At 68.9% G+C, this 23084-nt stretch carries 21 protein-coding genes; 12 read left to right on the forward strand and 9 right to left on the reverse strand.

All coding sequences use genetic code 11. The features are described from left to right. Positions 1-8: 8 nt before the first annotated feature. From BM345_RS07930 to BM345_RS07950, 5 genes are all read right to left on the reverse strand, one after another. Positions 9-623, reverse strand: a complete 615-nt coding sequence (locus BM345_RS07930) for a LysE family transporter (protein WP_093377610.1) — start codon at positions 621-623, stop codon at positions 9-11. A gap of 83 nt (positions 624-706) precedes the next feature. Next, a complete protein-coding gene (gene rsmG / locus BM345_RS07935) occupies positions 707-1354 on the reverse strand; it encodes a 16S rRNA (guanine(527)-N(7))-methyltransferase RsmG (protein ID WP_093377613.1) in 648 nt (215 codons plus the stop codon). Beyond that, positions 1351-3312, reverse strand: a complete 1962-nt coding sequence (gene mnmG / locus BM345_RS07940) for a tRNA uridine-5-carboxymethylaminomethyl(34) synthesis enzyme MnmG (protein WP_093377615.1) — start codon at positions 3310-3312, stop codon at positions 1351-1353. Before mnmG ends, rsmG begins: the two co-directional genes overlap by 4 nt. Before the next feature lie 185 nt (positions 3313-3497). After that, entirely contained in the window at positions 3498-3695 is a 198-nt protein-coding gene (locus BM345_RS07945; RefSeq protein WP_093377618.1) for a hypothetical protein, read from the reverse strand. 2 nt (positions 3696-3697) lie between these two features. Then, on the reverse strand, positions 3698-3883 hold the full coding sequence (locus tag BM345_RS07950) for a DUF1328 domain-containing protein (protein ID WP_093377620.1): 186 nt from the start codon (positions 3881-3883) through the stop codon (positions 3698-3700). Positions 3884-4066: 183 nt separating this feature from the next. Here BM345_RS07950 and gstA point away from each other — a divergent pair, with 183 nt between their 5' ends. Together gstA and BM345_RS07960 are read left to right on the forward strand one after the other, a co-directional pair. After that, complete coding sequence (gstA, locus tag BM345_RS07955) at positions 4067-4675, forward strand: glutathione transferase GstA (RefSeq protein WP_093377623.1); 609 nt, start codon at positions 4067-4069, stop codon at positions 4673-4675. Positions 4676-4738: 63 nt separating this feature from the next. Next, positions 4739-5842 carry an alkene reductase gene (locus tag BM345_RS07960; protein ID WP_093377625.1) on the forward strand — a complete coding sequence of 368 codons (1104 nt, stop codon included), beginning with the start codon at positions 4739-4741 and terminating at the stop codon, positions 5840-5842. 92 nt (positions 5843-5934) lie between these two features. On the opposite strand, the gene BM345_RS07965 is transcribed toward BM345_RS07960, so the two are convergent. Beyond that, entirely contained in the window at positions 5935-8142 is a 2208-nt protein-coding gene (locus BM345_RS07965) for a heavy metal translocating P-type ATPase (RefSeq protein ID WP_302847500.1), read from the reverse strand. A 148-nt stretch (positions 8143-8290) separates the two neighbouring features. Between BM345_RS07965 and BM345_RS07970 the strand changes: the two genes are divergently transcribed. Genes BM345_RS07970 through creC form a run of 5 tightly spaced genes read left to right on the forward strand, consistent with a single transcriptional unit; the run spans position 8291 to position 12047 of the window. Beyond that, on the forward strand, positions 8291-8485 hold the full coding sequence (locus tag BM345_RS07970; protein ID WP_093378370.1) for a heavy-metal-associated domain-containing protein: 195 nt from the start codon (positions 8291-8293) through the stop codon (positions 8483-8485). Further along, complete coding sequence (cueR, locus tag BM345_RS07975) at positions 8482-8919, forward strand: Cu(I)-responsive transcriptional regulator (RefSeq protein ID WP_093377630.1); 438 nt, start codon at positions 8482-8484, stop codon at positions 8917-8919. Before BM345_RS07970 ends, cueR begins: the two co-directional genes overlap by 4 nt. An 11-nt stretch (positions 8920-8930) precedes the next feature. Then, positions 8931-9749, forward strand: a complete 819-nt coding sequence (locus BM345_RS07980; RefSeq protein ID WP_093377633.1) for a methyltransferase, TIGR04325 family — start codon at positions 8931-8933, stop codon at positions 9747-9749. Between the two features lie 43 nt (positions 9750-9792). Next, positions 9793-10551 carry a two-component system response regulator CreB gene (creB, locus tag BM345_RS07985; protein ID WP_093378372.1) on the forward strand — a complete coding sequence of 253 codons (759 nt, stop codon included), beginning with the start codon at positions 9793-9795 and terminating at the stop codon, positions 10549-10551. Further along, positions 10548-12047 carry a two-component system sensor histidine kinase CreC gene (creC, locus tag BM345_RS07990; RefSeq protein WP_093377635.1) on the forward strand — a complete coding sequence of 500 codons (1500 nt, stop codon included), beginning with the start codon at positions 10548-10550 and terminating at the stop codon, positions 12045-12047. The genes creB and creC overlap by 4 nt, the downstream gene beginning before the upstream one ends. 44 nt (positions 12048-12091) lie before the next feature. On the opposite strand, the gene BM345_RS07995 is transcribed toward creC, so the two are convergent. Then, positions 12092-14503, reverse strand: a complete 2412-nt coding sequence (locus BM345_RS07995) for a penicillin-binding protein 1A (protein WP_254789647.1) — start codon at positions 14501-14503, stop codon at positions 12092-12094. 246 nt (positions 14504-14749) lie between these two features. Between BM345_RS07995 and BM345_RS08000 the strand changes: the two genes are divergently transcribed. From BM345_RS08000 to BM345_RS08010, 3 genes are read left to right on the forward strand one after another with little or no spacing between them, the layout of a single operon-like run. Then, positions 14750-16819 carry a VIT and vWA domain-containing protein gene (locus BM345_RS08000; protein WP_093377640.1) on the forward strand — a complete coding sequence of 690 codons (2070 nt, stop codon included), beginning with the start codon at positions 14750-14752 and terminating at the stop codon, positions 16817-16819. Between the two features lie 31 nt (positions 16820-16850). Then, positions 16851-17762, forward strand: a complete 912-nt coding sequence (gene xrtQ / locus BM345_RS08005; protein ID WP_093377643.1) for an exosortase Q — start codon at positions 16851-16853, stop codon at positions 17760-17762. A gap of 21 nt (positions 17763-17783) precedes the next feature. Then, complete coding sequence (locus tag BM345_RS08010; RefSeq protein ID WP_093377645.1) at positions 17784-18356, forward strand: hypothetical protein; 573 nt, start codon at positions 17784-17786, stop codon at positions 18354-18356. A 15-nt stretch (positions 18357-18371) separates the two neighbouring features. On the opposite strand, the gene chrA is transcribed toward BM345_RS08010, so the two are convergent. Together chrA and BM345_RS08020 are read right to left on the reverse strand one after the other, a co-directional pair. Next, a complete protein-coding gene (chrA, locus tag BM345_RS08015; RefSeq protein WP_093377648.1) occupies positions 18372-19781 on the reverse strand; it encodes a chromate efflux transporter in 1410 nt (469 codons plus the stop codon). A 45-nt stretch (positions 19782-19826) separates the two neighbouring features. Then, complete coding sequence (locus BM345_RS08020) at positions 19827-20789, reverse strand: AraC-like ligand-binding domain-containing protein (protein WP_093377650.1); 963 nt, start codon at positions 20787-20789, stop codon at positions 19827-19829. A gap of 190 nt (positions 20790-20979) precedes the next feature. Here BM345_RS08020 and BM345_RS08025 point away from each other — a divergent pair, with 190 nt between their 5' ends. After that, positions 20980-22173, forward strand: a complete 1194-nt coding sequence (locus BM345_RS08025) for an amino acid ABC transporter substrate-binding protein (protein WP_093377653.1) — start codon at positions 20980-20982, stop codon at positions 22171-22173. 30 nt (positions 22174-22203) lie between these two features. Further along, positions 22204-23082, forward strand: coding sequence for a branched-chain amino acid ABC transporter permease (locus BM345_RS08030; protein WP_093377655.1), 879 nt, complete (start codon positions 22204-22206; stop codon positions 23080-23082). The last annotated feature ends 2 nt before the right edge of the window (positions 23083-23084 follow it).

A 23084-nucleotide genomic window follows, 5' to 3' on the forward strand; every position in this document is an offset into this window, starting at 1 on the left:
TGCCCCTGTCAGTTGGAGATGGCCAGCTTGACGCCGAAGCCCAGGAGGAAGACACCTGCCAGCTTTTCCAGCGCGCCCGAAAGCTTCGGATTGGCGCGGATGCGCTCGGCCAGGAAGTGCGTCAGCAGCACCATGGTCAGGCAATAGGCAAAGGTGAGCGCAGCGATGGTCAGGGCCATGACGCCGAAGGTGGTCAGGCCCTGGTGCTGCGTCGGACTGATGACGAGCGGGAAAAAGGCCATGTAGAAGACGATGGCCTTGGGGTTCAGCAGGGTGATGAAGAAGGCCTGGCGGAGGTAGTGCCCGGGGCGGATGTTGAGGATGGGCGCGGCACCCGGTTTGGCGCGCATCATCTTGAAGCCCAGCCAGGCCAGGTAGGCGGCGCCCAGCCACTGGACAGCGTGGAAGGCGGCCGGGTAGGCACCCAGCAAGGCGGCCACGCCAGCGACGGCGGCCCACAGAAGGCACTGGTCACCCAGGATCAGGCCCAGCGCGGCGCCCATTCCGCCCCTGATTCCGCCCTTCCCCGTCGAGGTGATCAGCGCCAGGTTGCCCGGACCGGGAATCATGAGAAAGACGATGATGGCGGCCACAAAGGCGCCGTAGTCAGCAATGCCGAACATGGTGGGACCAGGAAATTAGGGAGTGCTTCGAGTCTACGCGAGGCACTCCCCCGCAGGTGGGCTGGGCGCCCGGGAACGGTGGTTCAGGCCGCGCTTTTTCGCGCCCAAACGACGCAGCGTTCGGCGTCCAGGCCCGGAACCTGGAGTTGTTCCACGTGAAACACCGAAGCCAGATCCGCCGGGAGCGCCTCGATCTCTTCGCTTGGCAGCTTGCCCTTCATCGCCATCCACACGCCTTTGGACGCCAGCAACTGACGCGAGCCGACGAAGAAATCTGCCAGCGAGGCAAAGGCCCGGGAGCTGATGACGTCGTAGCTGCCGCCCATGCTTTCCACCCGGGTGTGCATGCCGTTGAGGTTGCGCAGGCCCAGCTCAGCCGACACCTGCCGCAGGAAGGCGGCCTTCTTGGCAACCGCATCCACGCAGGTGACGGACAGTTCCGGCCGCATGATGGCGATCACCGCACCTGGCAGCCCGGCACCCGAACCCACGTCCAGCAAGCGCGTGGCTGCCGGGCATTGGCGCTGCAACGGCGGGACAACGGACAGGCTGTCCAGCAGATGGTGCGTCAGCACCTGCGCCGGATCGCGCAGCGCGGTCAGGTTGTAGACCTTGTTCCACTTCAGGATCAGTTCGCCGTAGGCCAGCAGGGTGTCGCTCTGGGCATCGCTCAGGCTGAGCCCCATCGCCTGCGCGCCCTCACGCAGGATGGCTTCGCGGGCGGCGCTCATTCCGCGGCAGCCGCGGCTGGAGTCTTCTCGGCCGGCGCAGCAAAAGCGCGGTAGCCGCCCTTCCGCAGGTGGATCAGCAGCAGCGAGATGGCCGCAGGCGTGATTCCCGAAATGCGCGACGCCTGGCCCAGCGTTTCCGGCCGATGCTTACTCAGTTTCTGTCGCGCCTCGATGCTCAGCGCCGAAACCTGCGAGTAGTCCAGCTCGGCTGGCAGCTTCAGCGTCTCGAAGTGGGCTGAGCGCTCCACCTCGTCGTGCTGGCGATTGATGTAGCCGGAATACTTGGCGCTGATTTCCAGTTGCTCGACTTCGGTCGGCCCCAAAGCTGCACCCTCCCCGGCCGCGTACTTGCCGCCGTCCAACGACATCAGCGAGCCGTAGCTCACGTCCGGGCGGCGCAGCAGGTCGGCCAGGTTGTATTCGCGCTCGATCACCTTGCCCAACACCCGTTCCGACTCAGCCGCCGGCAGGTTGCGCGGATTCACCCAAATGGATTTGAGCCGCTCTGTTTCACGTGAAACAGCGTCGCGCTTGCGTGAGAAGGCGTCCCAGCGCGCGTCGTCCACAAGGCCCAACTTGCGGCCAATCTCGGTGAGGCGCATATCCGCATTGTCCTCACGCAGCTGCAGCCGGAACTCGGCCCGGCTGGTGAACATGCGGTAGGGCTCCGTCACGCCCTTGGTGATCAGGTCGTCGACCAGCACGCCCAAGTAGGCCTCGTCGCGGCGCGGCAGCCAGGCCTGTTCCCCCCGGCACTGCAACGCCGCATTGATGCCGGCGAACAGGCCCTGCGCCGCCGCCTCTTCATAGCCCGTGGTGCCGTTGATCTGCCCAGCGAAGAACAAGCCCTTGATCACTCGCGTCTCGAAGCTGCTGAGCAGCCCGCGCGGGTCGAAGTAGTCGTACTCGATGGCATAGCCCGGCCGCAGGATGTTCGCGTTCTCCAACCCCGGCATCGAACGCACCAGAGCGTACTGGATGTCGAAAGGCAGGCTCGTGGAGATCCCGTTCGGGTAGTACTCGTTGGTCGTCAGTCCCTCGGGCTCCAGGAAGATCTGGTGGCTGTCCTTGTCCGCGAAGCGATTGATCTTGTCTTCCACGCTGGGGCAGTAACGCGGCCCGACCCCCTCGATCTTGCCCGTGAACATCGGGCTGCGGTCGAAGCCGGAGCGGATGATGTCGTGCGTGCGCTCGTTGGTGTGGGTGATCCAGCACGGCATCTGCTGCGGGTGCATGTCGGCCCGCCCCATGAAGCTGAACACCGGCATGTGCTCCGTCGCGCCGCCCGCCACGCCGTCGCCAGGCTGCTCGGTGCACTTCGAGAAATCGATGGTGCGGCCGTCCAGCCGCGGCGGGGTGCCAGTCTTCAGGCGGCCTTGCGGCAGCTTCAGCTCTTTCAGGCGCGCCGACAGGCTCACCGCCGGCGGATCCCCCGCGCGGCCGGCCTGGTAATTTTCCAGGCCGACATGGATGCGGCCGTCGAGGAAGGTGCCTGCCGTCAGCACGACGGTGCGGGCACGGAAGGAGAGGCCCACCTGCGTGACGGCGCCCACCACCCGATCGCCCTCCACCATCAGGTCATCGACCGCCTGCTGGAAGATCTGCAGATTGGGCTGGTTCTCCAGGCGGCGGCGGATGGCGGCCTTGTAGAGAATACGGTCCGCTTGCGCGCGCGTCGCCCGCACGGCCGGCCCCTTGCTCGAATTGAGGATGCGGAACTGGATGCCCGCCTCGTCGGTGGCAATCGCCATCGCACCGCCCAGTGCGTCGACCTCCTTCACCAGGTGGCCCTTGCCGATGCCACCGATGGAAGGGTTGCAGCTCATCTGACCCAGGGTCTCGATGTTGTGGGTGAGGAGCAGCGTGCGCGCGCCCATGCGCGCCGAGGCCAGGGCGGCCTCGGTGCCGGCATGGCCACCGCCAACGACGATGACATCGAATTCTTCGGGATACAGCATTGGAAAGGGGGCGCAAATGTCGCTTGCGCTGCGGGTCGGGGGTAACCCGCAATTTTAATTGCTACGCGTCAATCGCGCAGCCCCTTTCCCGCTCAACCCCGATGGCCGAAAAGCCTTGCGAAGGCTCGCTGAAGTGCTATTAAAACCATAGCAAACCCGCTCGCGCGCGCCAACCCTCGTCGAACTCAGTCGTTCGCGGCACGGGCGCAGGAGCCGGCGCCCAGTACCTCGCGCGGCTTCTTGCGCCGCCCGCCCGGAACGACCGGCCAGTTCGCCCGCGTGACCTGCAGCACGCGGACCGCGCGCTGGGCCGGCGTCGGCCAGCCCAGGGACACTGCGCTGCGCCCGCCGCTGCGCAACCAGCGAGTGGATAGCGGAGGCATGGTCAGTCGATCGCTTTCTTCACTGCGCCTACGCCCAGGGCGGCAAGCACCAGGAAGATCACGGCCAGCACCAGGAACAGGCCGAACAGGAACTTGGCGATGCCCGCCGAGGCGACGGCCACGCCGGTGAATCCCAGCGCGCCGGCGACGAGCGCGATGACTGCAAAGATGATGGCGTACTTCAGCATGAAAAATCTCCTTTGGGGTGGAGTCGCGGCCCAGCGGCCGGTTTGGATTTCCACGTGCGCACAGCGTAGGCAGGCCTGGTCATGCACCGAATCGGCGCGCCGCCCAAGGCCCCGTAGGACAAGCCCGCGCAGCGAAACCGCTACGATTCGCATGGTTTTTCTTCAGCCCAACCAGGAGATCGAATGAAGCTTTATTACTCCCCCGGCGCGTGCTCGCTGTCACCCCATATCGCCCTGCACGAGGCGGGCCTGGCCTTCGAGCCCGTGCTGGCCAGCACCAAGAGCCACAAGCTTCAGGACGGCACCGACTACTACACGATCAACCCGCTGGGCTACGTGCCGCTGCTGGAACTGGACGACGGCACCCTGCTGCGCGAAGGCCCGGCCATCGTGCAGTACATCGCCGACCTGGCGCCCACCAAGAACCTCGCCCCGGCCGCCGGCACGCTGCAGCGCTATCGCCTGCAGGAGTGGCTGACCTTCATCGGCACCGAGATCCACAAGGGCTTCAGCCCCCTGTTCAACCCGGCCACGCCCGACGAATACAAGACCATTGCCCGCGACAAGCTCGCCTCGCGCCTGAAGTGGCTTGACGGCCAGCTGGAAGGCAAGCAGTACCTGATGGGCGAGCACTTCGGCGTCGCCGACGGCTACCTGTTCACCGTGACCAACTGGGCCAAGCCCACCGGCGTGGACATCAGCGGCCTGCCCAACCTGCTGGCTTATCGCGAACGCGTGGCAGCCCGCCCCGGCGTGCAGGCGGCCATGAAGGCCGAAGGGCTTGCAAAGTAGGTGACAGCGCGGTGACGGTCAAGGGTTTACCCTTAACCTTTCCGTACACCGCACCACTCCCACATGAGCACTCTTTTCGACCCGGTCCAGGCGGGTGACCTCCGCCTGGCCAATCGCATCGTCATGGCCCCCCTCACGCGCAACCGCTCGCCCGAGGCGGTTCCGCAGGAGATGACCGAGACTTACTACGCCCAGCGCGCCACTGCCGGCCTGCTGATCAGCGAAGCCACCGCCATCAGCCACCAGGGCCAGGGCTACGCCGACGTGCCCGGCCTCTACGCGCCCGAGCAGCTGCTCGCCTGGAAGCGGGTGACCGATGCCGTGCACGCCCAGGGCGGCAAGATCGTCACCCAGCTCTGGCACGTGGGCCGCGTATCGCACAACGAACTGCAGCCCGCCGGCGGCCAGCCGGTGGCTCCCTCGGCCATCACCGCGAAGACCAAGACGGTGCTGATCAAGGATGGCGTGCCCACCTTCGTCGACACCTCCGCGCCACGCGCCCTGCAGCTGTCCGAGCTGCCCGGCATCGTGCACGACTACGAGCGTGCCGCCCGCTACGCGGTGCAGAGCGCCGGCTTCGACGGCGTGGAGATCCACGCGGCGAACGGCTACCTTCTGGACCAGTTCCTCAAGACCGGCAGCAACCACCGCGAAGACGCCTACGGCGGCAGCATTGAGAACCGCGCGCGCCTGCTGATCGAGGTGACCCGCGCCGTGGTGCAGGCAGTGGGCGGTGGCCGCACCGGCATCCGCCTCTCGCCCGTCACGCCGGCCAACGACGTGATCGACACGGACCCGCAGCCGCTCTTCGAGTACGTGCTGCGCGAACTGGCTTCGCTGGGCCTGGCCTACGTGCACGTGATCGAGGGCGCCACCGGCGGGCCGCGCGAGATCGCCGAGCGTCCCTTCGACTACCCTGCCCTCAAGGCGGCGTATCGCGAAGCCGGCGGCCAGGGCGCCTGGATGGTGAACAACGGCTACGACAAGGTGCTGGCCGAGAAGGCGCTGGCCGATGGTGCCGACCTGGTGGCCTTCGGCAAGGCCTTCATCTCCAACCCGGACCTGGTGCGCCGCCTGCGCGAGGACGCACCGCTCAACGCCTGGGACAAGACCACCTTCTACGGTGGCGGCGCCAAGGGCTACATCGACTACCCGGCGCTGGCCTGAAGCCAGCCAGTTGGGCGATGTTCGCGGCCGATCGGCCGCGGATGCAAGCGGCGGGACCGGCAACGGTGCCCGCCGCTTTTCTTTGGGCCGCCTCAGCGCTGTGAAGGGCGCCAGCGCCGCAGCAGCAGCGCATTGGCCATCACGCTCACGCTGGACAGCGCCATCGCCGCACCCGCCACCACGGGGCTGAGCAGGCCCATGGCGGCGAGCGGGATGCCGGCCACGTTGTAGGCAAAAGCCCAGAACAGGTTCTGCCGGATCTTGGCCACCGTGCGCGCCGAGACCTCGAAGGCATCGGCCACCAGCGACACGTCGCCACGCATCAGCGTGATGCCGGCGGCTTCCATCGCCACGTCGGTGCCGTGGGCCATGGCGATGCCCACGTCGGCCGCGGCGAGCGCAGGTGCGTCGTTGGCGCCGTCGCCCACCATGGCCACGACGCGGCCCTCGCCGCGCAGGGCCTGCACGGCGGCCGCCTTGTCGCCGGGCAGCACCTCGGCACGCACGTCCTCGGGCGCGATGCCCACGCGCGCGGCCATGGCCTGCGCGGCACGGCGGTTGTCGCCGGAGATCATCACCACTCGCAGGCCGCGCTCGCGCAGCCGGGCGACCGCTCGCGCCGCCTCGGGCTTGGGTTCGTCGGCGAAGGCCAGCAGGGCCATGGCGCGTGCTGCACCGCCTGCGTCTTCCTTGTCGAAGCGCAGCAGGGCCGACAGCGTCGCGCCCTGGGCCTGCAAGGGCTGGAGCGCTGCGGGGTCGATCACCACGCCCAGTTCCTCGCACCAGCGCAGGCTGGCCAACGCCCACAGCCGCCCATCGGCCAGGCGCCCCTGCATGCCGCGGCCGTCGACCGCTCGAAGTTCACGCGCCGCAGCAGCGTCGGGCGCAACGCCCTGTTCGGTGGCGGCATCGAGCACCGCCCGCGCCAGCGGATGTGCGCTGCCGCTCTGCAAGGCGGCTGCGGCGGCCAGCAGTGCGCGTTCATCCCCGCCCATGCCGGACAGCGCGACGAGCCGCGTCAGCGTGGGCTTGCCCACGGTCAGCGTGCCGGTCTTGTCGAAGGCCACGGAGTCGACCTTGTGCGCCACTTCCAGCGCCCGTGCGTCCTTGATCAGGATGCCGCGCCGCGCCGCCACACCGGTGCCCGCCATCACCGCCACCGGCGTCGCCAGGCCCAGGGCGCAGGGGCAGGCGATCACGAGCACGGCCACCGCATGGATGAGCGCAGATTCGATGTCCGACCCCCACGCCAGCCAGCCCAGCAGCGTGGCCAACGCGATCACCAGCACCACCGGCACGAACACGGCGGCCACCCGGTCGACCAGGCGCTGGATCGGCGCCTTGGCCGCCTGCGCGTCTTCCACCAGCCGGATGATCCGCGCGAGCACGCTCTCCGCGCCCACGGCGCGCACCTCCAACAGCAGCCGGCCCTCGCCGTTGACCGAACCGCCGGTCAGGCCCTGCCCTGCTTCCTTGGCCACAGGCAGCGGCTCGCCGGTGAGCATCGATTCGTCGACCGAGGAGCGGCCCTCCAGCACCGTGCCGTCGGCCGGCACCCGCTCGCCCGCGCGCACCGACAGACGGTCGCCCGGCAGCAGTTCGGCCACGGGCACGTCGCTCTCCTTGCCGTTCTTCGCGTCGATCAGGTGGGCGATCTCCGGCCGCAGCGCCTGCAGGGCGCGAATGGCCGAGGTCACCTGCCGCTTGGCGCGCGCCTCCAACCACTTGCCCAACAGGATCAGCGTGATGACCACGGCCGCCGCCTCGAAGTAAAGGTGCGGCGTGTGGCCGGCCGGAGAGCGCCACCACAGCCACAGCGACAAGCCGAAGGCCGCGCTGGTGCCCAGGGCCACCAGCAGGTCCATGTTGCCGGTGCCGGCGCGCAGCGCATGCCAGCCGGCCCGGTAAAAACGCGCGCCCAGCCAGAACTGCACCGGCGCGGCCAGCAGGAACTGCAGCCACGCGGGCAGCATCCAGTGCACGCCGAAAGGCTCCAGCAGCATGGGCGCCACCAGCGGCGCCGACAGCAGCAGGCCCACCGCCACCGGCGTGAAACCGGCCCAGGGCGAGGAGGACTGCGCCGCCTCGGCCGCGGCTTCGCGCGGCTCGTAGCCGGCCTGGCGCACGGCGCGGCGCAGGCGCGCGTCCAGGTCGGGCGCGGGTGCGGCCACGACCCGCGCCGACTCGGTCGCCAGGTTCACCGTGGCCTCGGTCACGCCCGGCACGCGACGCAGGGCGCGCTCCACGCGGTTCACGCAGGAAGCGCAGGTCATGCCACCGACCAGCAGGTCGGTGCTCATGGAAGACGATGGCGTGGTACTGCTCATGGATCAAAGGCTAGGCCTTCACATCATGTGAAGGTCAACCCCTGATTTTCTATGGGTACCGCTTGACCTTGACATGGTGTCATGCGCGAAACTTTTCCCCATCTACCAGGAGCGCATCGTGATCCATCATCAATTCCAGGTCGGCGGCATGAGTTGCGGCCATTGCATCGGCGCCGTCGAGGAAGCCTTGCAGGCGCTGGACCCGCAAGCCAGGGTGCAGGTCGAGCTGGCGCAGGGCAAGGTGCAGGTCGAGAGCGACCAGCCGCGCGAAGCCCTGGCGGCGGCCATCACCGACGCCGGCTACACGGTGCAATGAGCAGCACGGCGGTGCCCGTCAACATCGGCGAGGCGGCGCGCCTGTCGGGCATCTCGGCCCGCATGGTCCGCCACTACGAAAGCCTGGGCCTGCTGGGCGAGGTGCACCGCACCGACAGCGGCTACCGCCAGTACAGCCCGGCCGACGTGCACACCTTGCGCTTCATCAAGCGCTCGCGCGACATGGGCTTCTCGATGGAGCAGGTGGGCGAACTGGTGGGCCTGTGGCACAACCGCCGCCGCACCAGCGCCAGCGTGAAACGCATCGCGAAGAGCCACCTCGAAGAACTGGAGCAGCGCATCGCCGCCATGCAGGGCATGCAGCGCACGCTGGCCCACCTGGTGCATTGCTGCCAGGGCGACCACCGGCCCGACTGCCCCATCCTCGACGACCTGGCCGGGCTGGACGACGACAGCCCGGCCACCCACGCCTGAAGGAACGCGCGATGAGCCTGCGCAACGTCGCCGCCAAGGCCGCCGACCACCTGCTGCCGCTGCCCATGCGCGCGGCATTGCACAGGCGGCGCTTCTTCGGCGCGCGCGAGTGGCGCAATCTCCATTGGGGCGTGTTCGATTCCTTCGAGGCCGCCAACGCCTTTGCGCAGCAGCACGGAGCGCCGCCGCGCTTCGACATGGACCAGCGGCGCTGGCTGTCGGACCGGCAGAAGCTGCTGGCGCACGACTACCCCATGCTCTTCTGGCTGGAGCGCCTGTTCACCTCGGACGAAGGCCGGCAGTTCACGCGGCTGTGCGACCTGGGCGGCAGCGTGGGCGTGTCTTACATGGCGCTCGGCCCCTACCTGAGCCTGCCGCCGCAGCTGCAGTGGGAGGTGTGCGAGCTGCCCGAGGTGGCGGACTTCGGCCGCCAGGTGGCGCGCGAGCGCGAGCTGGGTCCGCAGCTGGGCTTCAGCTCCGACCTGGACGCAGCGCTCGACGGCGCGGATGTGCTCTTCACCGCCGGCGCCATCCAGTACATCGACCGGCCGCTCGAACAGATGCTCGGCAGCGCCGGCCGTGCGCCCCGGCATGTGTTCATCAACCGCCTGCCGCTCACCGGCGGCAGCAGCTTCGTGACGCTGCAGAACAGCGGCCTGGCCATCCACCCCTACCGCATCCGCAACGATGCGCAGTTCGTCGATGCACTGTCAGGCATCGGCTGGGGCGTGGTCGACCGCTGGACCTGCCTGCAGAACTCCACCCACATCCCGCTGCATCCCGAGCGCACGCTGGATCATTTCCACGGCTTCTACCTGCGCCGCGACTGAAGCCGGGCCGATGCGCAGCGCGCTCGCCGCTACCATCGCGTCCATGTCCTTCCAGCAGCAACGCGTCCTGATCGCCGAAGACGAGTCCGGCATCGCGGACACCCTGCAGTACGTGCTCAAGAGCGACGGCTTCGTGCCCGTGTGGTGCGCCACCGCGCAGGAGGCGCTGGCCCAGTTCGCAGCGCAGCCGCCGGCCATCGTCATCCTGGACATCGGCCTGCCCGACATGAACGGCTTCGAGCTGTTCAAGCGCCTGCAGGCGCTCAGCCGCGCCGGCGGCGGACCGGACGTGCCCATGCTCTTCCTGACCGCGCGCAACGACGAGATCGACCGCGTGGTGGGCCTGGAGCTGGGCGCGGACGACTACATCGCCAAGCCCTTCTCGCCGCGCGAGCTGGTGGCGCGGGTGCGCACCATCCTGCGCCGAAGCGGCGCGGTGGCGGTGGCCGCGCCCTCGCCCGCCACCACAGCGGCCGCTGCGCCCGCGACCCGCCAGCCCTTCGCGCTGGACAGCGAGCGCATGCAGATCCGCTACTACGGCCGCCTGCTCGAGCTCTCGCGCTACGAGTACGGCCTGCTGCGCCTCATGGTGCAGCGCCCGGGCCGCGTGTTCACGCGCGAGGAGCTGCTGCAGCTGGTGTGGGACAACGACAGCGAAAGCTTCGACCGCACGGTGGACGCCCACGTGAAGACGCTGCGCGCCAAGCTGCGCGAAGTCGCGCCGCAGGTGGAGGCCATCCGCACCCTGCGCGGCACCGGCTACGCGCTCAACGAAGACCTGCCGCCCGCGCCGCAGCAATGAAAGCCGACCCGCCCGGCGCATCCCGGCGCGCGCGCCAGCCGGCCGGCAACCGGGGCGCCGTCTCGCGCCGCACGCGCATCTTCATCGGCGTGCTGCTGATCTACTTCGCGGGCATCGCCTTCCTGCTGTACCGCGTGGTGGGCGACATCGACCCGCGCTACCGCGAGTCGGCCGAGGAATCGCTGATGGAGATCTCGCAGCTGATGGCCAGCCTGGTGGAGCAGGACGTGATCGCCGGCGCCATCAACACGCAGCGGCTGGAGCCGCTGTTCCGCTCGGTCTATGCACGCGAGTTCTCGGCGCAGATCTACAACCTGCACAAGACGCGGGTCGAGATGCGCGTGTACGTCACCGACGAGCGGGGCCGCGTCATCTTCGACTCCACGGGTCGCGACCTCAATGCCGACTACGCGCGCTGGAGCGACGTGAGCCGCGCGCTGGCCGGCCAGTACGGCGCACGCACCACGCGCGACATCCCGGGCGACCCGCTCACCTCGGTGATGTATGCGGCCGCGCCCATCCGCTGGGGCAGCGAGATCGTCGGCGTGGTCAGCGTGGGCAAGCCGGTGCAGAGCTTCGGCCAGTTCGTGCAGGACGCGCGGGCCCGCACGCTGTGGGTGGGCATGGGCTCGGCGCTGGCCTTGCTGCTGCTGACCGTCATCGTCTCGGTCTGGCTGGTGCGGCCCTTCGGCCTGATGTCGGACTACTGGCGCTGGCTGCGCCAGCAGCGCAGCTGGAGCCTGTCGCGCATGCTGCGCCGCGCGGTCGACACCGTGCGCGGCGGACTGCGCGAGATGCGCGACGCCCTCACCGGGCGCAGCTACGTGGCCGACTACGTTCAGACCTTCACGCACGAGATCAAGAGCCCGCTCTCGGCCATCCGCGGCGCGGCCGAGCTGCTGCAGGAGCCCTCGATGCCGCAGGCCGAGCGAGACCACTTCCTGGCCAACATCGCCGGCGAGACGCAGCGCATCCAGGAGATCGTCGACCGCATGATGGAGCTCACCGCGCTGGAGACGCAGCGCGCGCTGGAGCGCAGCGAGACGGTGTCGCTCGCACCGCTGCTGCACGAGGTGGCGGCCAGCGCCGAGAACGCGGCGGCAGCGCGGCAGGTGCGCCTGCACGTGGGCATCGACAGCAATGCCAGGGTGGAAGGCGACCCCTTCCTGCTGCGGCGCGCGGTGAGCAACCTGCTGGACAACGCGATCGATTTCTCACCGCCCGGCGCCGAGGTGGCGCTGGCCCTGCACGTGGGTCCGCGCGAGGCGCGCATCACGGTGCGCGACCACGGCCAGGGCATTCCGGACTACGCGCGCGAGCAGGTCTTCGAGAAGTTCTACTCGCTGGCGCGGCCGCACAGCCAGAAGAAGAGCACCGGCCTGGGACTGGCCTTCGTGAAGGAAATCGCGGGGCTGCACCGCGGCCGCATCGCGCTGGAGAACGCGCCGCGCGGCGGGGCGATCGCGACCTTGAGCCTGCCGCTGGTGTCGCACTAGGACCGTCGCGCCCGCCCTTCTTGCACGCAGCCTTCAGGCCGCGATCAACGCCTGAACAGATCCAGGATCCAGTTGCGATCCTGCGTCTGCGCGGGCTGCTTCGGCGCCTGCCCCTGCGTTCCTCCCGCCTCCGCAGGTGGGCTGCTGCCGAAGCCCGGGACCGCACCCGCGGGCACGCCACCAGGGGGAATGCTGCCCAGGGCCGGCGCCGTGTCCACGTCCAGCCCGGCGACCGCGGTGCCGGGCGGGTAGTCGTCGTAGTACCACTCGCCTTCGGCCAGCAACACGCCCTTGGGCACGGTGGACTTCTCCACCGGCACGCCCTTGAGAACCTTCTGCATGTAGGCGGTCCACACCGGCAGGCTCAGGCTGCCGCCGGTCTCGCCGCGCACGCCCAGCTGGCGCGGCGTGTCGTAGCCGATCCAGACGATGCCCACGCGGCTGGGCTGGAAGCCGGCGAACCAGGTGTCGTAGGAATCGTTGGTGGTGCCGGTCTTGCCGTAGATGTCGTCGCGGCGCAGCGCCTGGTAGGCGCGCGCTGCCGTGCCGTTCTTCACCACGCTCTGCAGCAGCGTGCGCATCACGTAGGCATTGCGCTCCGGGATGGCGCGCGTGCTGTCGTCCAGCACCGGCGGTGCGGCCTCGAACAGCACCTTGTCGCCGCGCTCCACCACCTTGCTGACCAGCGCGGGCTTGACCAGGTAGCCGCCGTTGGCGAACACGCCGTAGGCGGTGGCCATCTGCATCGGCGTGACCGAGCCGGCGCCCAGCGCCATGGGCAGGTAGGGCGGCTGCTTGTCGGCGTCCAGGCCGAAGCGGCCGGACCATTCCTGCGCGTAGTTGGTGCCGATGGACTGCAGCACGCGGATGGTCACCATGTTCTTGGACTTCTGCAGTGCGGTCCGGATGGTCATGGGGCCTTCGAAGTTGCCGTCGGAATTCTTCGGCTCCCAGGGCTGGCCGCCGGTGGTGCCGCGGTCGAAGAAGAGCGGGCCGTCGTTGACCATGGTGGCGGGCGCAAAGCCCTTCTCCAGTGCCGCCGAGTAGATGAAGGGCTTGAAGCTGGAACCCGGCTGGCGCCAGGCCTGGGTCACGTGGTTGAACTGGTTCTGGCCGAAGTCGAAGCCGCCCACGAGCGACTTGATGGCACCGTCGCGCGGATCCAGGCTGACGAAGGCGCCCTCCACTTCCGGCAGCTGCACGACTTCCCAGGCGCCCTTGGCGTTCTTCGTCACGCGCAGCACCGCGCCGCGCGCCACGCGCTGGCGGGCATCGGCACGCGTGGACAGACCCGTCTGGATCAGGCGCAGGCCATCGCCGCCGAGCTTGATCTCCTCGCCGTCGCGGCCCACGGCCGTCACCTGCTTGGGCGAGGCCTCCAGCACCACCACCGCGAGCACCTCGCCGTCGTCGGGGCGGGTGGCCAGCGCATCGTCGATGGCATCGTCCTGCGCGGCGGCGTCTTCCGGCACCTTCACCGTGGCCTCGGGGCCGCGCCAGGGCTGGCGGCGCTCGTAGTCCAGGATGCCGCGGCGCAGCGCCTGGTAGGCGGCGGCCTGGTCGGCGGCGACCAGGCTGGTGGTCACCGTGAGGCCGCGCACATAGGCGCTGTCGCCGTACTGCGCCACCATCTGCTGGCGCACCATCTCGGCCACGTACTCGGCATGCAGGCGATCGGGGTTGTTCACGCCGCGCAGTGCGAGTTGTTCCTCCTTGGCCTTGCCCACCTGCTCGGCGGTGGCGAAGCCCAGCGACTGCATGCGGTCCAGCACGTAGAGCTGCCGCGCCCGCGCGCGCCGTGGATTGGCCACCGGGTTGTTCGCGCCCGGCGCCTTGGGCAGGCCAGCCAGCATCGCGGCCTCGGCCAGCGTGATGTCCTTGAGCGGCTTGCCGAAGTAGGCCTCCGACGCAGCGGCGAAGCCGTAGGCGCGCTGGCCCAGGTAGATCTGGTTGAGGTAGATCTCCAGGATCTGGTCCTTGGAGAGTTCCTGCTCCAGCCGCAGCGCGATCAACGCCTCCTTCAGCTTGCGGCTGAAGGTGCGCTCTGACGACAGGTACACGTTGCGCGCCACCTGCTGCGTGATGGTGGAGGCGCCCTGGCGCATGCCGTGCATCAGGTTCGAGACCATGGCACGCGTGATGCCGACGGTGTCGAGGCCGCCGTGCTCGTAGAAGCGCGCGTCCTCGACCGCGATGACCGCGTCCTTCATGGACTTCGGTATTTGCGCCAGCGGCACCAGCTGCCGGCGTTCGTCGCCGAACTCGCCGATCACCACGCCATCGGATGTGAGCACACGCAGCGGCAGCTTGGGCTGGTAGTCGGCCAGCTGCTTCACGTCGGGCAGGCTGGGCGCCACCAGCGCCACCGCCACGCCGGCCACCAGCAGCACGGCCAGCACCACGCCGCCCAGCACGAGGGCGGCCCATTTCAAGAGGGCTTTCTTGTTGTTGATCAAGGTCGAATCTTTGGAGTTGGAGTTTTGCCCGGGCACAGCGTGGATCCTCGCCGAATGACGATGGGCTCGATGTTCGCCTGCTGGCCTGAAGCGGGTGTGAAGTCCTGCAACAGCCGGCTTCACATGGACTTCACACAAGGATAAGTCGTTTCAAGAAGCCTTCCTACGGGCTTCGAATCCGCGTTCCAAAGTGGCGTCGCCGCGCAATCCGCGCGGTTTCCATCTCAAGAACAAGAGGACGACGACATGGAACAAGACGAGCGCCGCGCCCGCCGGCTGTGGCTGGGCACCCTGCTGATGGCCAGCCTGTGCTTCCTGATGCTGCTGGCCAACCCGGTAGAGGCGCAGGAGCGACAGCCGCGCCAGAAGACCGAGAGCCCCTATTTCTTCGTCAAGAGCGACGACCCCTCGGTGGACCAGCTGCCGCTCAAGGCCACCGCGGTGGACGTGAAGATCGCCGGCGTGATCGCCGACGTGCGCGTCACCCAGACCTACCGCAACGAAGGCACGCGGCCCATCGAGGCCAGCTACGTCTTCCCGGGCTCCACCCGCGCCGCGGTGAACGGCCTCACGGTGCGCCTGGCCGAGCGCGTGATCGAGGCGCAGATCCGCGAGAAGCAGAAGGCGCGGCAGGAATACGACCAGGCGAAGCAGGAAGGAAAGACCGCGGCCCTGCTGGAGCAGCACCTGCCCAACGTGTTCCAGATGAAGGTGGCCAACATCCTGCCCGGCGACGAGGTGCAGGTGGAGCTGCGCTACAACGAGCTGCTGGTGCCCCAGGCCGGCAGCTACCAGTTCGTCTTCCCGACGGTGGTGGGCCCGCGCTACAACAGCCCGCGCTCGGAACAGGCACAGGCCGCCTGGGTGTCGCAGCCCACGCTGCGCGCCGGCGTGGCATCGAGCGCCGCCTTCTCGATGAAGCTCGCCATCGACACGCCCATCGCCATCCGCGAACTGCGCTCGGCCACGCATGCCATCGACGTCACGCAAGGCGATGAAGGCCGGCATGCGCAGGTCGCGCTGGCCCGCAGCGGCGAGCCGGCCAACGACCGCGACTTCGTGCTGGACTTTCGATTGGCCGGCGAGCACATCGAGTCGGGCCTGATGCTCTACCCGGGCCAGGGCCCGAACGCGGAGAACTTCTTCCTGGCCATGGTGCAGCCGCCGCGCTCGGTACCTGCCGAGGCCGTCTCGCCGCGCGACTACATCTTCGTGGTGGACATCTCCGGCTCCATGCACGGCTTTCCGCTGGACACCGCCAAGGCCATGCTGCAGCGGCTGCTGAGCGGCCTGCGGCCCAGCGATACCTTCAACGTGCTGTTCTTCTCGGGCAGCAACAGGATGCTGTCGCCGCACCCGGTGCCGGCCAGCCGCGCCAACATCGAGCAGGCGCTGGAAGTCATCAAGAGCTATTCGGGCAGCGGCAGCACCGAGCTCATCCCTGCCCTTCGCCGCGTGTACGAGGAGCCCAAAGCGGAGAAGGTCTCCCGCACCGTGGTGGTGGTGACCGACGGCTACGTCACGGTGGAGCGCGAGGCCTTCGAGCTGGTGCGCAGGAACTTGTCGAAGGCCAACCTGTTTGCTTTCGGCATCGGCAGCTCGGTGAATCGCGAGCTCATCGAGGGCCTGGCCCGCGCCGGCATGGGCGAGCCCTTCGTCATCACCGACCCGATGCAGGCCGCGCGCGAGGCGGCTCGCTTTCGCCGCATGATCGAATCGCCGGTGCTCACCCAGGTGCACGCACGCTTCGAGGGCCTCGATGCCTACGACGTGGAGCCCCATGCCCTGCCCGACGTGCTGGGCGAGCGCCCGGTGGTGATCTTCGGAAAGTGGCGCGGCCAGCCCAAGGGCCGCCTGGTGGTGCAAGGGCAGAGCGCCGAAGGCCCGTGGCACCAGGCTTTGCCAGCGGATTCGAAGAGCCTTCGGCCCGACGCCGTGGCGCTGCGCAGCCTCTGGGCGCGCCACCGCATCGCCGCGCTGCAGGACCAGGAATCGCTGGAAGGCAGCGGCTCGCTGCGCGAGGACATCACCGCACTGGGCCTGCGCTACGGCCTGCTCACGCAATACACCAGCTTCATCGCTGTCGACCAGGTGGTGCGCAATACCACGCCGGGCGCCAGCACGCGCGTCGACCAGCCGCAGCCGCTGCCCAAGGGCGTGAGCGAACTCGCGCTGGCCCAGCCGGCGAGCAGCGGCGCCGAGGTGCCCGGCACGCCTGAGCCCGAGACGCTGGGCGCCATCGCGGTGGTGCTGTCGATGCTGGCCATGCTGCGCCGGCGCGCCCGCCGCAACGACGGCCGCCGCCTGACCAGCTGAGCCTTTGACAACGCAACGAAAGAAATCCGACATGACACTCAGCGCACTGGCCCAGCGCCATCCACGGCTGTTCGATGAACTGATCCGCATCGACCGCATTCCCGCCTTCGGCTGGCTCGCGCTGCAGGCCGCGGCGCTCATGCCCACCTGGTGGTGGATGGGCCGCCGGCTGGTGGATGGCTCCGACGATCCGATGGGCGTGCTCGCGCTAGGCGCACTGGCCGTGCTGGTCTGGCAGGTGCGCCACGAACTGCGCTGCGCGCCGCGCCTGGGCTGGCTTGCACTGGCAGGCGCTGGCACCATCCTCGCCACCCTGCTGCGCACCGGCCTCGGACCCATGCACGCGTTGCCACCGCTGCTGGCTTCGCTGGTTGCGCTGCTGGCCCTGGCGGCCAGCCTGGTGGCGCTGATGCCGCGCCGCGTGGCATCGGCGCCGGTGCTGGGTCTGGCGGTGCTGGCCCTGCCCGTCCTGTCCTCGATGCAGTTCTATGCCGGCTATCCGCTGCGTGTGATCACCGCCGAGGCCAGCCGCTGGATGCTTTCGCCCTTCTTCACCGAGGTACAGCGCGAGGCCGCGAGCCTGCTCGTCGACGGCCACCTGGTGATCGTGGATGCGCCCTGCTCCGGCGTGCAGATGGCGTGGTGCGGTTATTTCGTCGCCTGCGTGGTGGCGCTGTGGGTGGGCCGCAGCAATCGCGGCTTTCTCACGCACCTGCCCTGGGTGGGCCTGGTGGTGCTGGGCGCCAACGTACTGCGCAACAGCGTGCTGGTGGCCTTCGAAGGCGCGGGCCTGCCGCTGGGCGATGCATGGCACCAGGCCATCGGCCTCGCGGTGCTGGCGGCTGCTTGCGTGGAAATCGCCTGGCTGATGGCGCCGCTGCGCCGCAATCGCAAGAAGGCCCGGACCGACGCCATGCACATCCACGCCACGCCGGCGCATTGAGAAAGAAGAGAGCCAGTCACCATGAAGCCCTTCCTGCAGTTCTTCGACAACCGCTTCATCAACCGCATCGGCCACAAGTCCGCCTTCGGCGTGGCCATGCTGGCCTGCATCGCCTGGTCGGCCGCGCAGGCCGTGCTCGCGCCGGCCGATGCGCAGCAGTCGCAAGCGCCGCGCTTCCAGGAGTGGCCATCGCAATGGGAAGGCGAGCCGCTGCGGCCGCTGGCGCTCAGCGCGGTGGAGCAACGCTTCGCGCAGCACTTTCCCGGCGCCATCGCACGCCTGACCGACGGCCGGCAGACGTTGGTGCTGCGCCGGGTCGATACGCCCACGCGCATGCTGCATCCGGCCACTGACTGCTACCGCGCACTGGGTTACCGCATCGAGCAGGCCAGGCTCGTGAAGGACGCCGAGCAGCGCATGTGGCGCTGCTTCGTCGCCGCGCGCGGCAGCGAGCCGCAGCTGAAGGTGTGCGAGCGCATCGTCGATGCCCGCGGCAACGCGTTCACCGACAGCTCGGCCTGGTACTGGGCGGCGGTGGCCGGCCAGTCCAGCGGGTCCTGGCAGGCCGTGACGGTGGCGCAGCCGCTTCAGTGAAGCGCAAGGCCGCGTTCAGCGCGGCAGCGCCAGCGTGACCAGCAGCCCGATCAGCGCACACGCACCCAGCAGCGGCATCACGCCCAACTTGAAGCGGAACAGCGCCACCGCTGCAGCGACGGCGATGAGCGCCGCCACCACGTCGAAGCGTCCGCCCGCGCCCTGCGGCCACAGCACGTGCCAGCAGAAGAAGAGCGCCAGGTTGAGGATCACGCCCACCACCGCCGCGGTGATCGCCGACAGCGGCGCGGTGAAGCCCAGCTTGCCGTGCGTGGCCTCCACCAGCGGCCCGCCGATGAGGATGAAGAGGAAGGAGGGCAGGAAAGTGAAGAAGGTCACCACCGTCGCGGCCAGCGCGCCACCGAGGAAGAGCGCGTCCGGCCCCAGCACCTGCTTGATCCAGCCGCCGACGAAGCCGACGAAGGCCACGACCATGATGAGCGGCCCCGGCGTGGTCTCGCCCAGCGCCAGGCCGTCGATCATCTGCGCACCGCTGAGCCAGTGGTGCTGCTCCACCGCGCCCTGGTAGACATAGGGCAGCACGGCATACGCGCCGCCGAAGGTGAGCATCGCCGCCTTGGTGAAGAACCAGCCCATCTGCGTGAGCGTGCCTTGCCAGCCCTGGGCGACCAGCAGCGCGCCCATGGCGGCGCCCCACAGCCCGAGGCCGGCCAGCACCAGCCGCACCAGACGTGCGCGCGAGAAGCGCGCATGCGCCGGCGTGGGCGTGTGGTCGTCGATCAGCGCTGCGCCGTAGCTGGCCTGCCCGTTCGACTTTCCGCCGCCGAGCGCGAACACCTGAGGCGCCCAGCGTGCGCCGAAGAAGCCGATCAGCCCCGCCGCCAGCACGATGGCCGGAAAGGGCAGGTCGAAGGCGAAGATGGCCACGAAGGCCGCCGCCGCGATGCACCACATATAAGCGTTGCGCAGCGCCCGCGTGCCGATGCGGTGCGCCGCATGCAGCACCAGCGCCGTCACGGCCGGCTTGATGCCGTAGAAGATGCCCGCCACCAGCGGCACGTCGCCGAAGCGCAGGTAGATCCACGACAGCGCGATCAGGATGAACAGCGAGGGCAGCACGAACAGCGCCCCCGCCACGATGCCGCCCCAGGTGCGGTGCATGAGCCAGCCGATGTAGGTGGCCAGCTGCTGCGCCTCGGGCCCGGGCAGCAGCATGCAGTAGTTCAGCGCATGCAGGAAGCGCTTCTCGCTGATCCACCGGCGCCGCTCCACCAGTTCGCTGTGCATGATCGCGATCTGCCCCGCCGGTCCGCCGAAGCTGATGAAACCCAGCTTGAGCCAGAAGCGCAAAGCCTCGCCGAATGGCACGGGCTGTGGCGCGCCAGCGGGATCGATGCCCGACGTCGAAGAGTGGGCGGGTGAAGTCGAAGAGTGGGCAGGTGAAGGATCGGCGCGGTCGTTCATGGCCCGAGTATCGCCAGCCGCGATGACCTCCGCATGGCCGGCAGCTCAGGCGTGATCCAGCCCCACGCGCCGCCTGAACTCGCTCGGGCTGCCACCGGTCTCCTGCTTGAACACCCGGCTGAAGTGCGAGAGGTTGTTGAAGCCCGAGGCCATCGCGATGTCGGTGATGCCCAGCCGCGCATGGGCCGGGTCCTGCAGCGCGCGCATGCAGGCCGCCAGGCGCTGGCGCAGGATGTAGGCATTGAGCGTGTCGTCCTCGTCGGCGAAGGCGTTGTGCAGGTGGCGCTTGCTGCAGTGCAGGGCCACGGCGATGCTGTCGATGGACAGCTGCGGGTCGCGCAGGTGCGCGGCCACGTGGGCACGGATGCGGTCCTTCAGTGCCTCGCGTTGCGTCAGCGCCGTCTCCTGCCCCGCCAGCTCCATCAGCGACAGGCGCACCAGCTGCACGATCAGCTCGCCCGCGCCGCGCGCCGCCGCCTCGCTCATGTTGGGCAGCTCCTGGTAGGTGTTGCGCATGGCCTCCAGCGCCACGCGCGAGATGCCGCCGGCGCCACCCACGCGGCGCGCCATCAGGCGGTCCAGCGGCAACCCCGCAGTCGCCAGCTGCGACTTGGGCACCATCACGATCAGGTGGTCGGTGCGCTCGGGGTTGGCCACGGTGTAGGCACCGGTGGTGTCGTAGATGGTCCAGGCACCGTTGCGCACCGCGGCCTCGCGGCCCTTCTGCTCCACCGCGGCGCTGCCCTGCCAGGGCGCCACGATCTTCAGGTAGCCCCCATCGCTGTGGCGCGCCATCTGGTCGCTGCGCAGCACGCGGTGGCGGTTGGCCTCCAGCCGGGTGAGGATCACCTCGCCGGCGCGCGACGCGGCGATGTGGCCATCGAACTCGGTGTCGCCGTACAGGTCGGACTCCAGCCCGCCGAAGTGCTGCCAGACCCACTCGCGCCACTGCGGCGCGCGCTCGCGCGGCGGGACGACATCGGTGCTCAACATGGTGGATGCCGCCATCGGCCCCGACTCCTCTTGGTTCAAGTGCGCGATTGTGTTGCCGCGCCGAATACCCCTTCGGACAGGGTTAACCCCGAGCGCCGTGCGCGCTGGGACAAGCGCTTTGTGCGCCAGCGGCACAGCAGCGCAGGCGGGCCCTTCCTACGATCGCCTCACGCGGCCGCTTGAGCCGCCAACGAGGAGACACGCCATGACCTACCCCACCCGCCGCCGCTGGATCCAGGGCGCCGCCACCACCCTGGGCGCTGCCGCCGTCGCGCCGCAGCTGTTCGCGCAGAGCGGCCCGGTGAAGATCGGCTACGCCATCGCTCGCACGGGACCTTGGGCGGCCGGCGCGCAGGTCAGCCAGGAGCCCAACTACCTCCTGTGGGCCGAGCAGGTGAACGCCGCGGGCGGGCTCGACGTGAAGGGTGCCAAGCGGCAGATCGAGCTGATCGGCTACGACGACCGCAGCGAGACCGAGACCTGCGTGCGCACCTACGAGAAGCTGATGGGCAGCGACAAGGTCGACCTGATCCTGCCGCCCTGGGGCTCGGGCGCCAACTTCGCCATCGCGCCGCTGGCCAACCGCTTCGGCTACCCGCTGCTCGCGCCCACCGCGCTGTCGCGCAAGCTGATCGACATGAACCTGCCCTACTTCTTCTCGCTCTTGCAGCAGCCCGACAAGATGATGGGCGCGCTGGTGGACATGCTGGTGGCCCAGCAGGTGAAGACCGTCGCCATCGTCTACATGGACGACCTGTTCGGCCTGGAGAACTTCGCGGCCATCAACAACGCGCTGAAGAAGACCGGCATCCAGGTGGTGGAGCGCAAGAGCTACCCGTTGGGCGTGAAGGACCTGGCACCGGTGCTGCGCGGCATCAAGGACCTGAACCCCGACGCCTTCATCGGCATCACCTACCCGCCGGACACGCTGCTGGTGAGCCGCCAGTCGCGCGAGATCGGCTTCAACCCCAAGTATTTCTACGCCTCGGTGGGCACCGCCTTCCAGCTCTACAAGAACGTCATGCAGGCCAACACCGAGGGCGTGATCGGCATGGGCTCGTGGAACGTGAAGACCAGCCCCGGCGCCAAGGCCTACTTCGATGCACACGTGAAGAAGTTCAACAAGGAACCCGACCGCTGGGCCAGCGGCCATGCCTGGGCCGGCCTGGAGATCATGCAGCAGGCCGTGGCACGCGCGGGCCTGGACCGCAAGGCGCTGCGCGAGGTGATCGCCAGGAACGAATTCAAGACCATCCTGGGCCCGATCCGCTTCGAGCGTGGCGAGAACGCCTCCATCCCCGGCACCGTGAGCCAGTGGCAGGGCGCGGACTTCGAGGTGGTGTGGCCGCTGGACCGCGCCACCGCCAAGCTGGTCACGCCCAAGCCGGCGTGGAAGTGACGCACTGAACCGAAGGAAGGCATCGCTCCCGTGTCCCTCGTATCCTGGGCCGAGCTGCTGGCAGGCGGTCTCATCACCGGCGGCATCTATGCGCTGGTGGCCATCGGGCTGAACCTGCAGTACGGCCTCATGCGCATCATGAACATCTCGCACGGCGAGTTCCTGATGCTCGGTGCCTTCATCACCTGGTGGGCCCACACCAGCTTCGGCATCTCGCCATTCGTGCTGATGCCGCTGGCCTTCGTGCTGCTCGGCGCCCTGGGCATGCTGATCCACGTGCTGTGTTTCCGCGGGATCGCGGCGCGCGCGCCCAACGTCGACGTGTTCGAGGCGCGCAGCCTCATGGTGGGCTTCGGCCTCATGTTCGCGGTGCAGAACGCGGCCCTGATCATCTGGGGCGGCGACCTGCGCGGCTACGAGTACCTGGCGCAGCCGGTGGAACTCGCGGGCATGCGCTTCACCGAAAACAAGCTGGTGATCTTCGCGGTCGCGCTGGCGCTGAGCCTGGGCTTCGTCGCGCTGCTGAAGTTCACGCTGCTGGGCAAGGCGGTGCGCGCGCTGATGCAGTCGCCCACCGGCGCGCAGCTGGTGGGCATCAACACGAAGCGCCTGCATCCGCTGATGTTCGGCGTGGGCCTGGGCCTGTCGGGCGTGGCCGGTGCGCTGCTGTCGATGACCTACGAGATCACGCCCTCGATGGGCGAGCCCTACACCGTCACCGCGCTCATCGTCATCACCCTGGGCGGCTTCGGCTCCATCGCGGGCAGCCTGGCCGGCGGCCTGCTGCTGGGCCTGGTCGAGGCGCTGGGCATGCACTTCTCCAGCCCCTCGCTGAAGATGCTGCTGTCCTACGGTGTGTTCATCGCCGTGCTGCTTTGGCGGCCCAACGGCCTCTTCTCCCGAAAGTAAAA

Source organism: Variovorax sp. OV329, assembly GCF_900114785.1.
Lineage (GTDB): Bacteria > Pseudomonadota > Gammaproteobacteria > Burkholderiales > Burkholderiaceae_C > Variovorax.

What these genes read in the sequence shown, in the direction of transcription:
- BM345_RS07930 (WP_093377610.1), bottom strand. Translation starts at nt 623, where the DNA reads ATGTTCGGCATTGCTGACTACGGCGCCTTTGTGGCCGCCATCATCGTC.
- rsmG (WP_093377613.1), bottom strand. Translation starts at nt 1,354, where the DNA reads ATGAGCGCCGCCCGCGAAGCCATCCTGCGTGAGGGCGCGCAGGCGATG.
- mnmG (WP_093377615.1), bottom strand. Translation starts at nt 3,312, where the DNA reads ATGCTGTATCCCGAAGAATTCGATGTCATCGTCGTTGGCGGTGGCCAT.
- BM345_RS07945 (WP_093377618.1), bottom strand. Translation starts at nt 3,695, where the DNA reads ATGCCTCCGCTATCCACTCGCTGGTTGCGCAGCGGCGGGCGCAGCGCA.
- BM345_RS07950 (WP_093377620.1), bottom strand. Translation starts at nt 3,883, where the DNA reads ATGCTGAAGTACGCCATCATCTTTGCAGTCATCGCGCTCGTCGCCGGC.
- gstA (WP_093377623.1), top strand. Translation starts at nt 4,067, where the DNA reads ATGAAGCTTTATTACTCCCCCGGCGCGTGCTCGCTGTCACCCCATATC.
- BM345_RS07960 (WP_093377625.1), top strand. Translation starts at nt 4,739, where the DNA reads ATGAGCACTCTTTTCGACCCGGTCCAGGCGGGTGACCTCCGCCTGGCC.
- BM345_RS07965 (WP_302847500.1), bottom strand. Translation starts at nt 8,142, where the DNA reads ATGAGCACCGACCTGCTGGTCGGTGGCATGACCTGCGCTTCCTGCGTG.
- cueR (WP_093377630.1), top strand. Translation starts at nt 8,482, where the DNA reads ATGAGCAGCACGGCGGTGCCCGTCAACATCGGCGAGGCGGCGCGCCTG.
- BM345_RS07980 (WP_093377633.1), top strand. Translation starts at nt 8,931, where the DNA reads ATGAGCCTGCGCAACGTCGCCGCCAAGGCCGCCGACCACCTGCTGCCG.
- creB (WP_093378372.1), top strand. Translation starts at nt 9,793, where the DNA reads ATGTCCTTCCAGCAGCAACGCGTCCTGATCGCCGAAGACGAGTCCGGC.
- creC (WP_093377635.1), top strand. Translation starts at nt 10,548, where the DNA reads ATGAAAGCCGACCCGCCCGGCGCATCCCGGCGCGCGCGCCAGCCGGCC.
- BM345_RS08000 (WP_093377640.1), top strand. Translation starts at nt 14,750, where the DNA reads ATGGAACAAGACGAGCGCCGCGCCCGCCGGCTGTGGCTGGGCACCCTG.
- xrtQ (WP_093377643.1), top strand. Translation starts at nt 16,851, where the DNA reads ATGACACTCAGCGCACTGGCCCAGCGCCATCCACGGCTGTTCGATGAA.
- BM345_RS08010 (WP_093377645.1), top strand. Translation starts at nt 17,784, where the DNA reads ATGAAGCCCTTCCTGCAGTTCTTCGACAACCGCTTCATCAACCGCATC.
- chrA (WP_093377648.1), bottom strand. Translation starts at nt 19,781, where the DNA reads ATGAACGACCGCGCCGATCCTTCACCTGCCCACTCTTCGACTTCACCC.
- BM345_RS08020 (WP_093377650.1), bottom strand. Translation starts at nt 20,789, where the DNA reads ATGGCGGCATCCACCATGTTGAGCACCGATGTCGTCCCGCCGCGCGAG.
- BM345_RS08025 (WP_093377653.1), top strand. Translation starts at nt 20,980, where the DNA reads ATGACCTACCCCACCCGCCGCCGCTGGATCCAGGGCGCCGCCACCACC.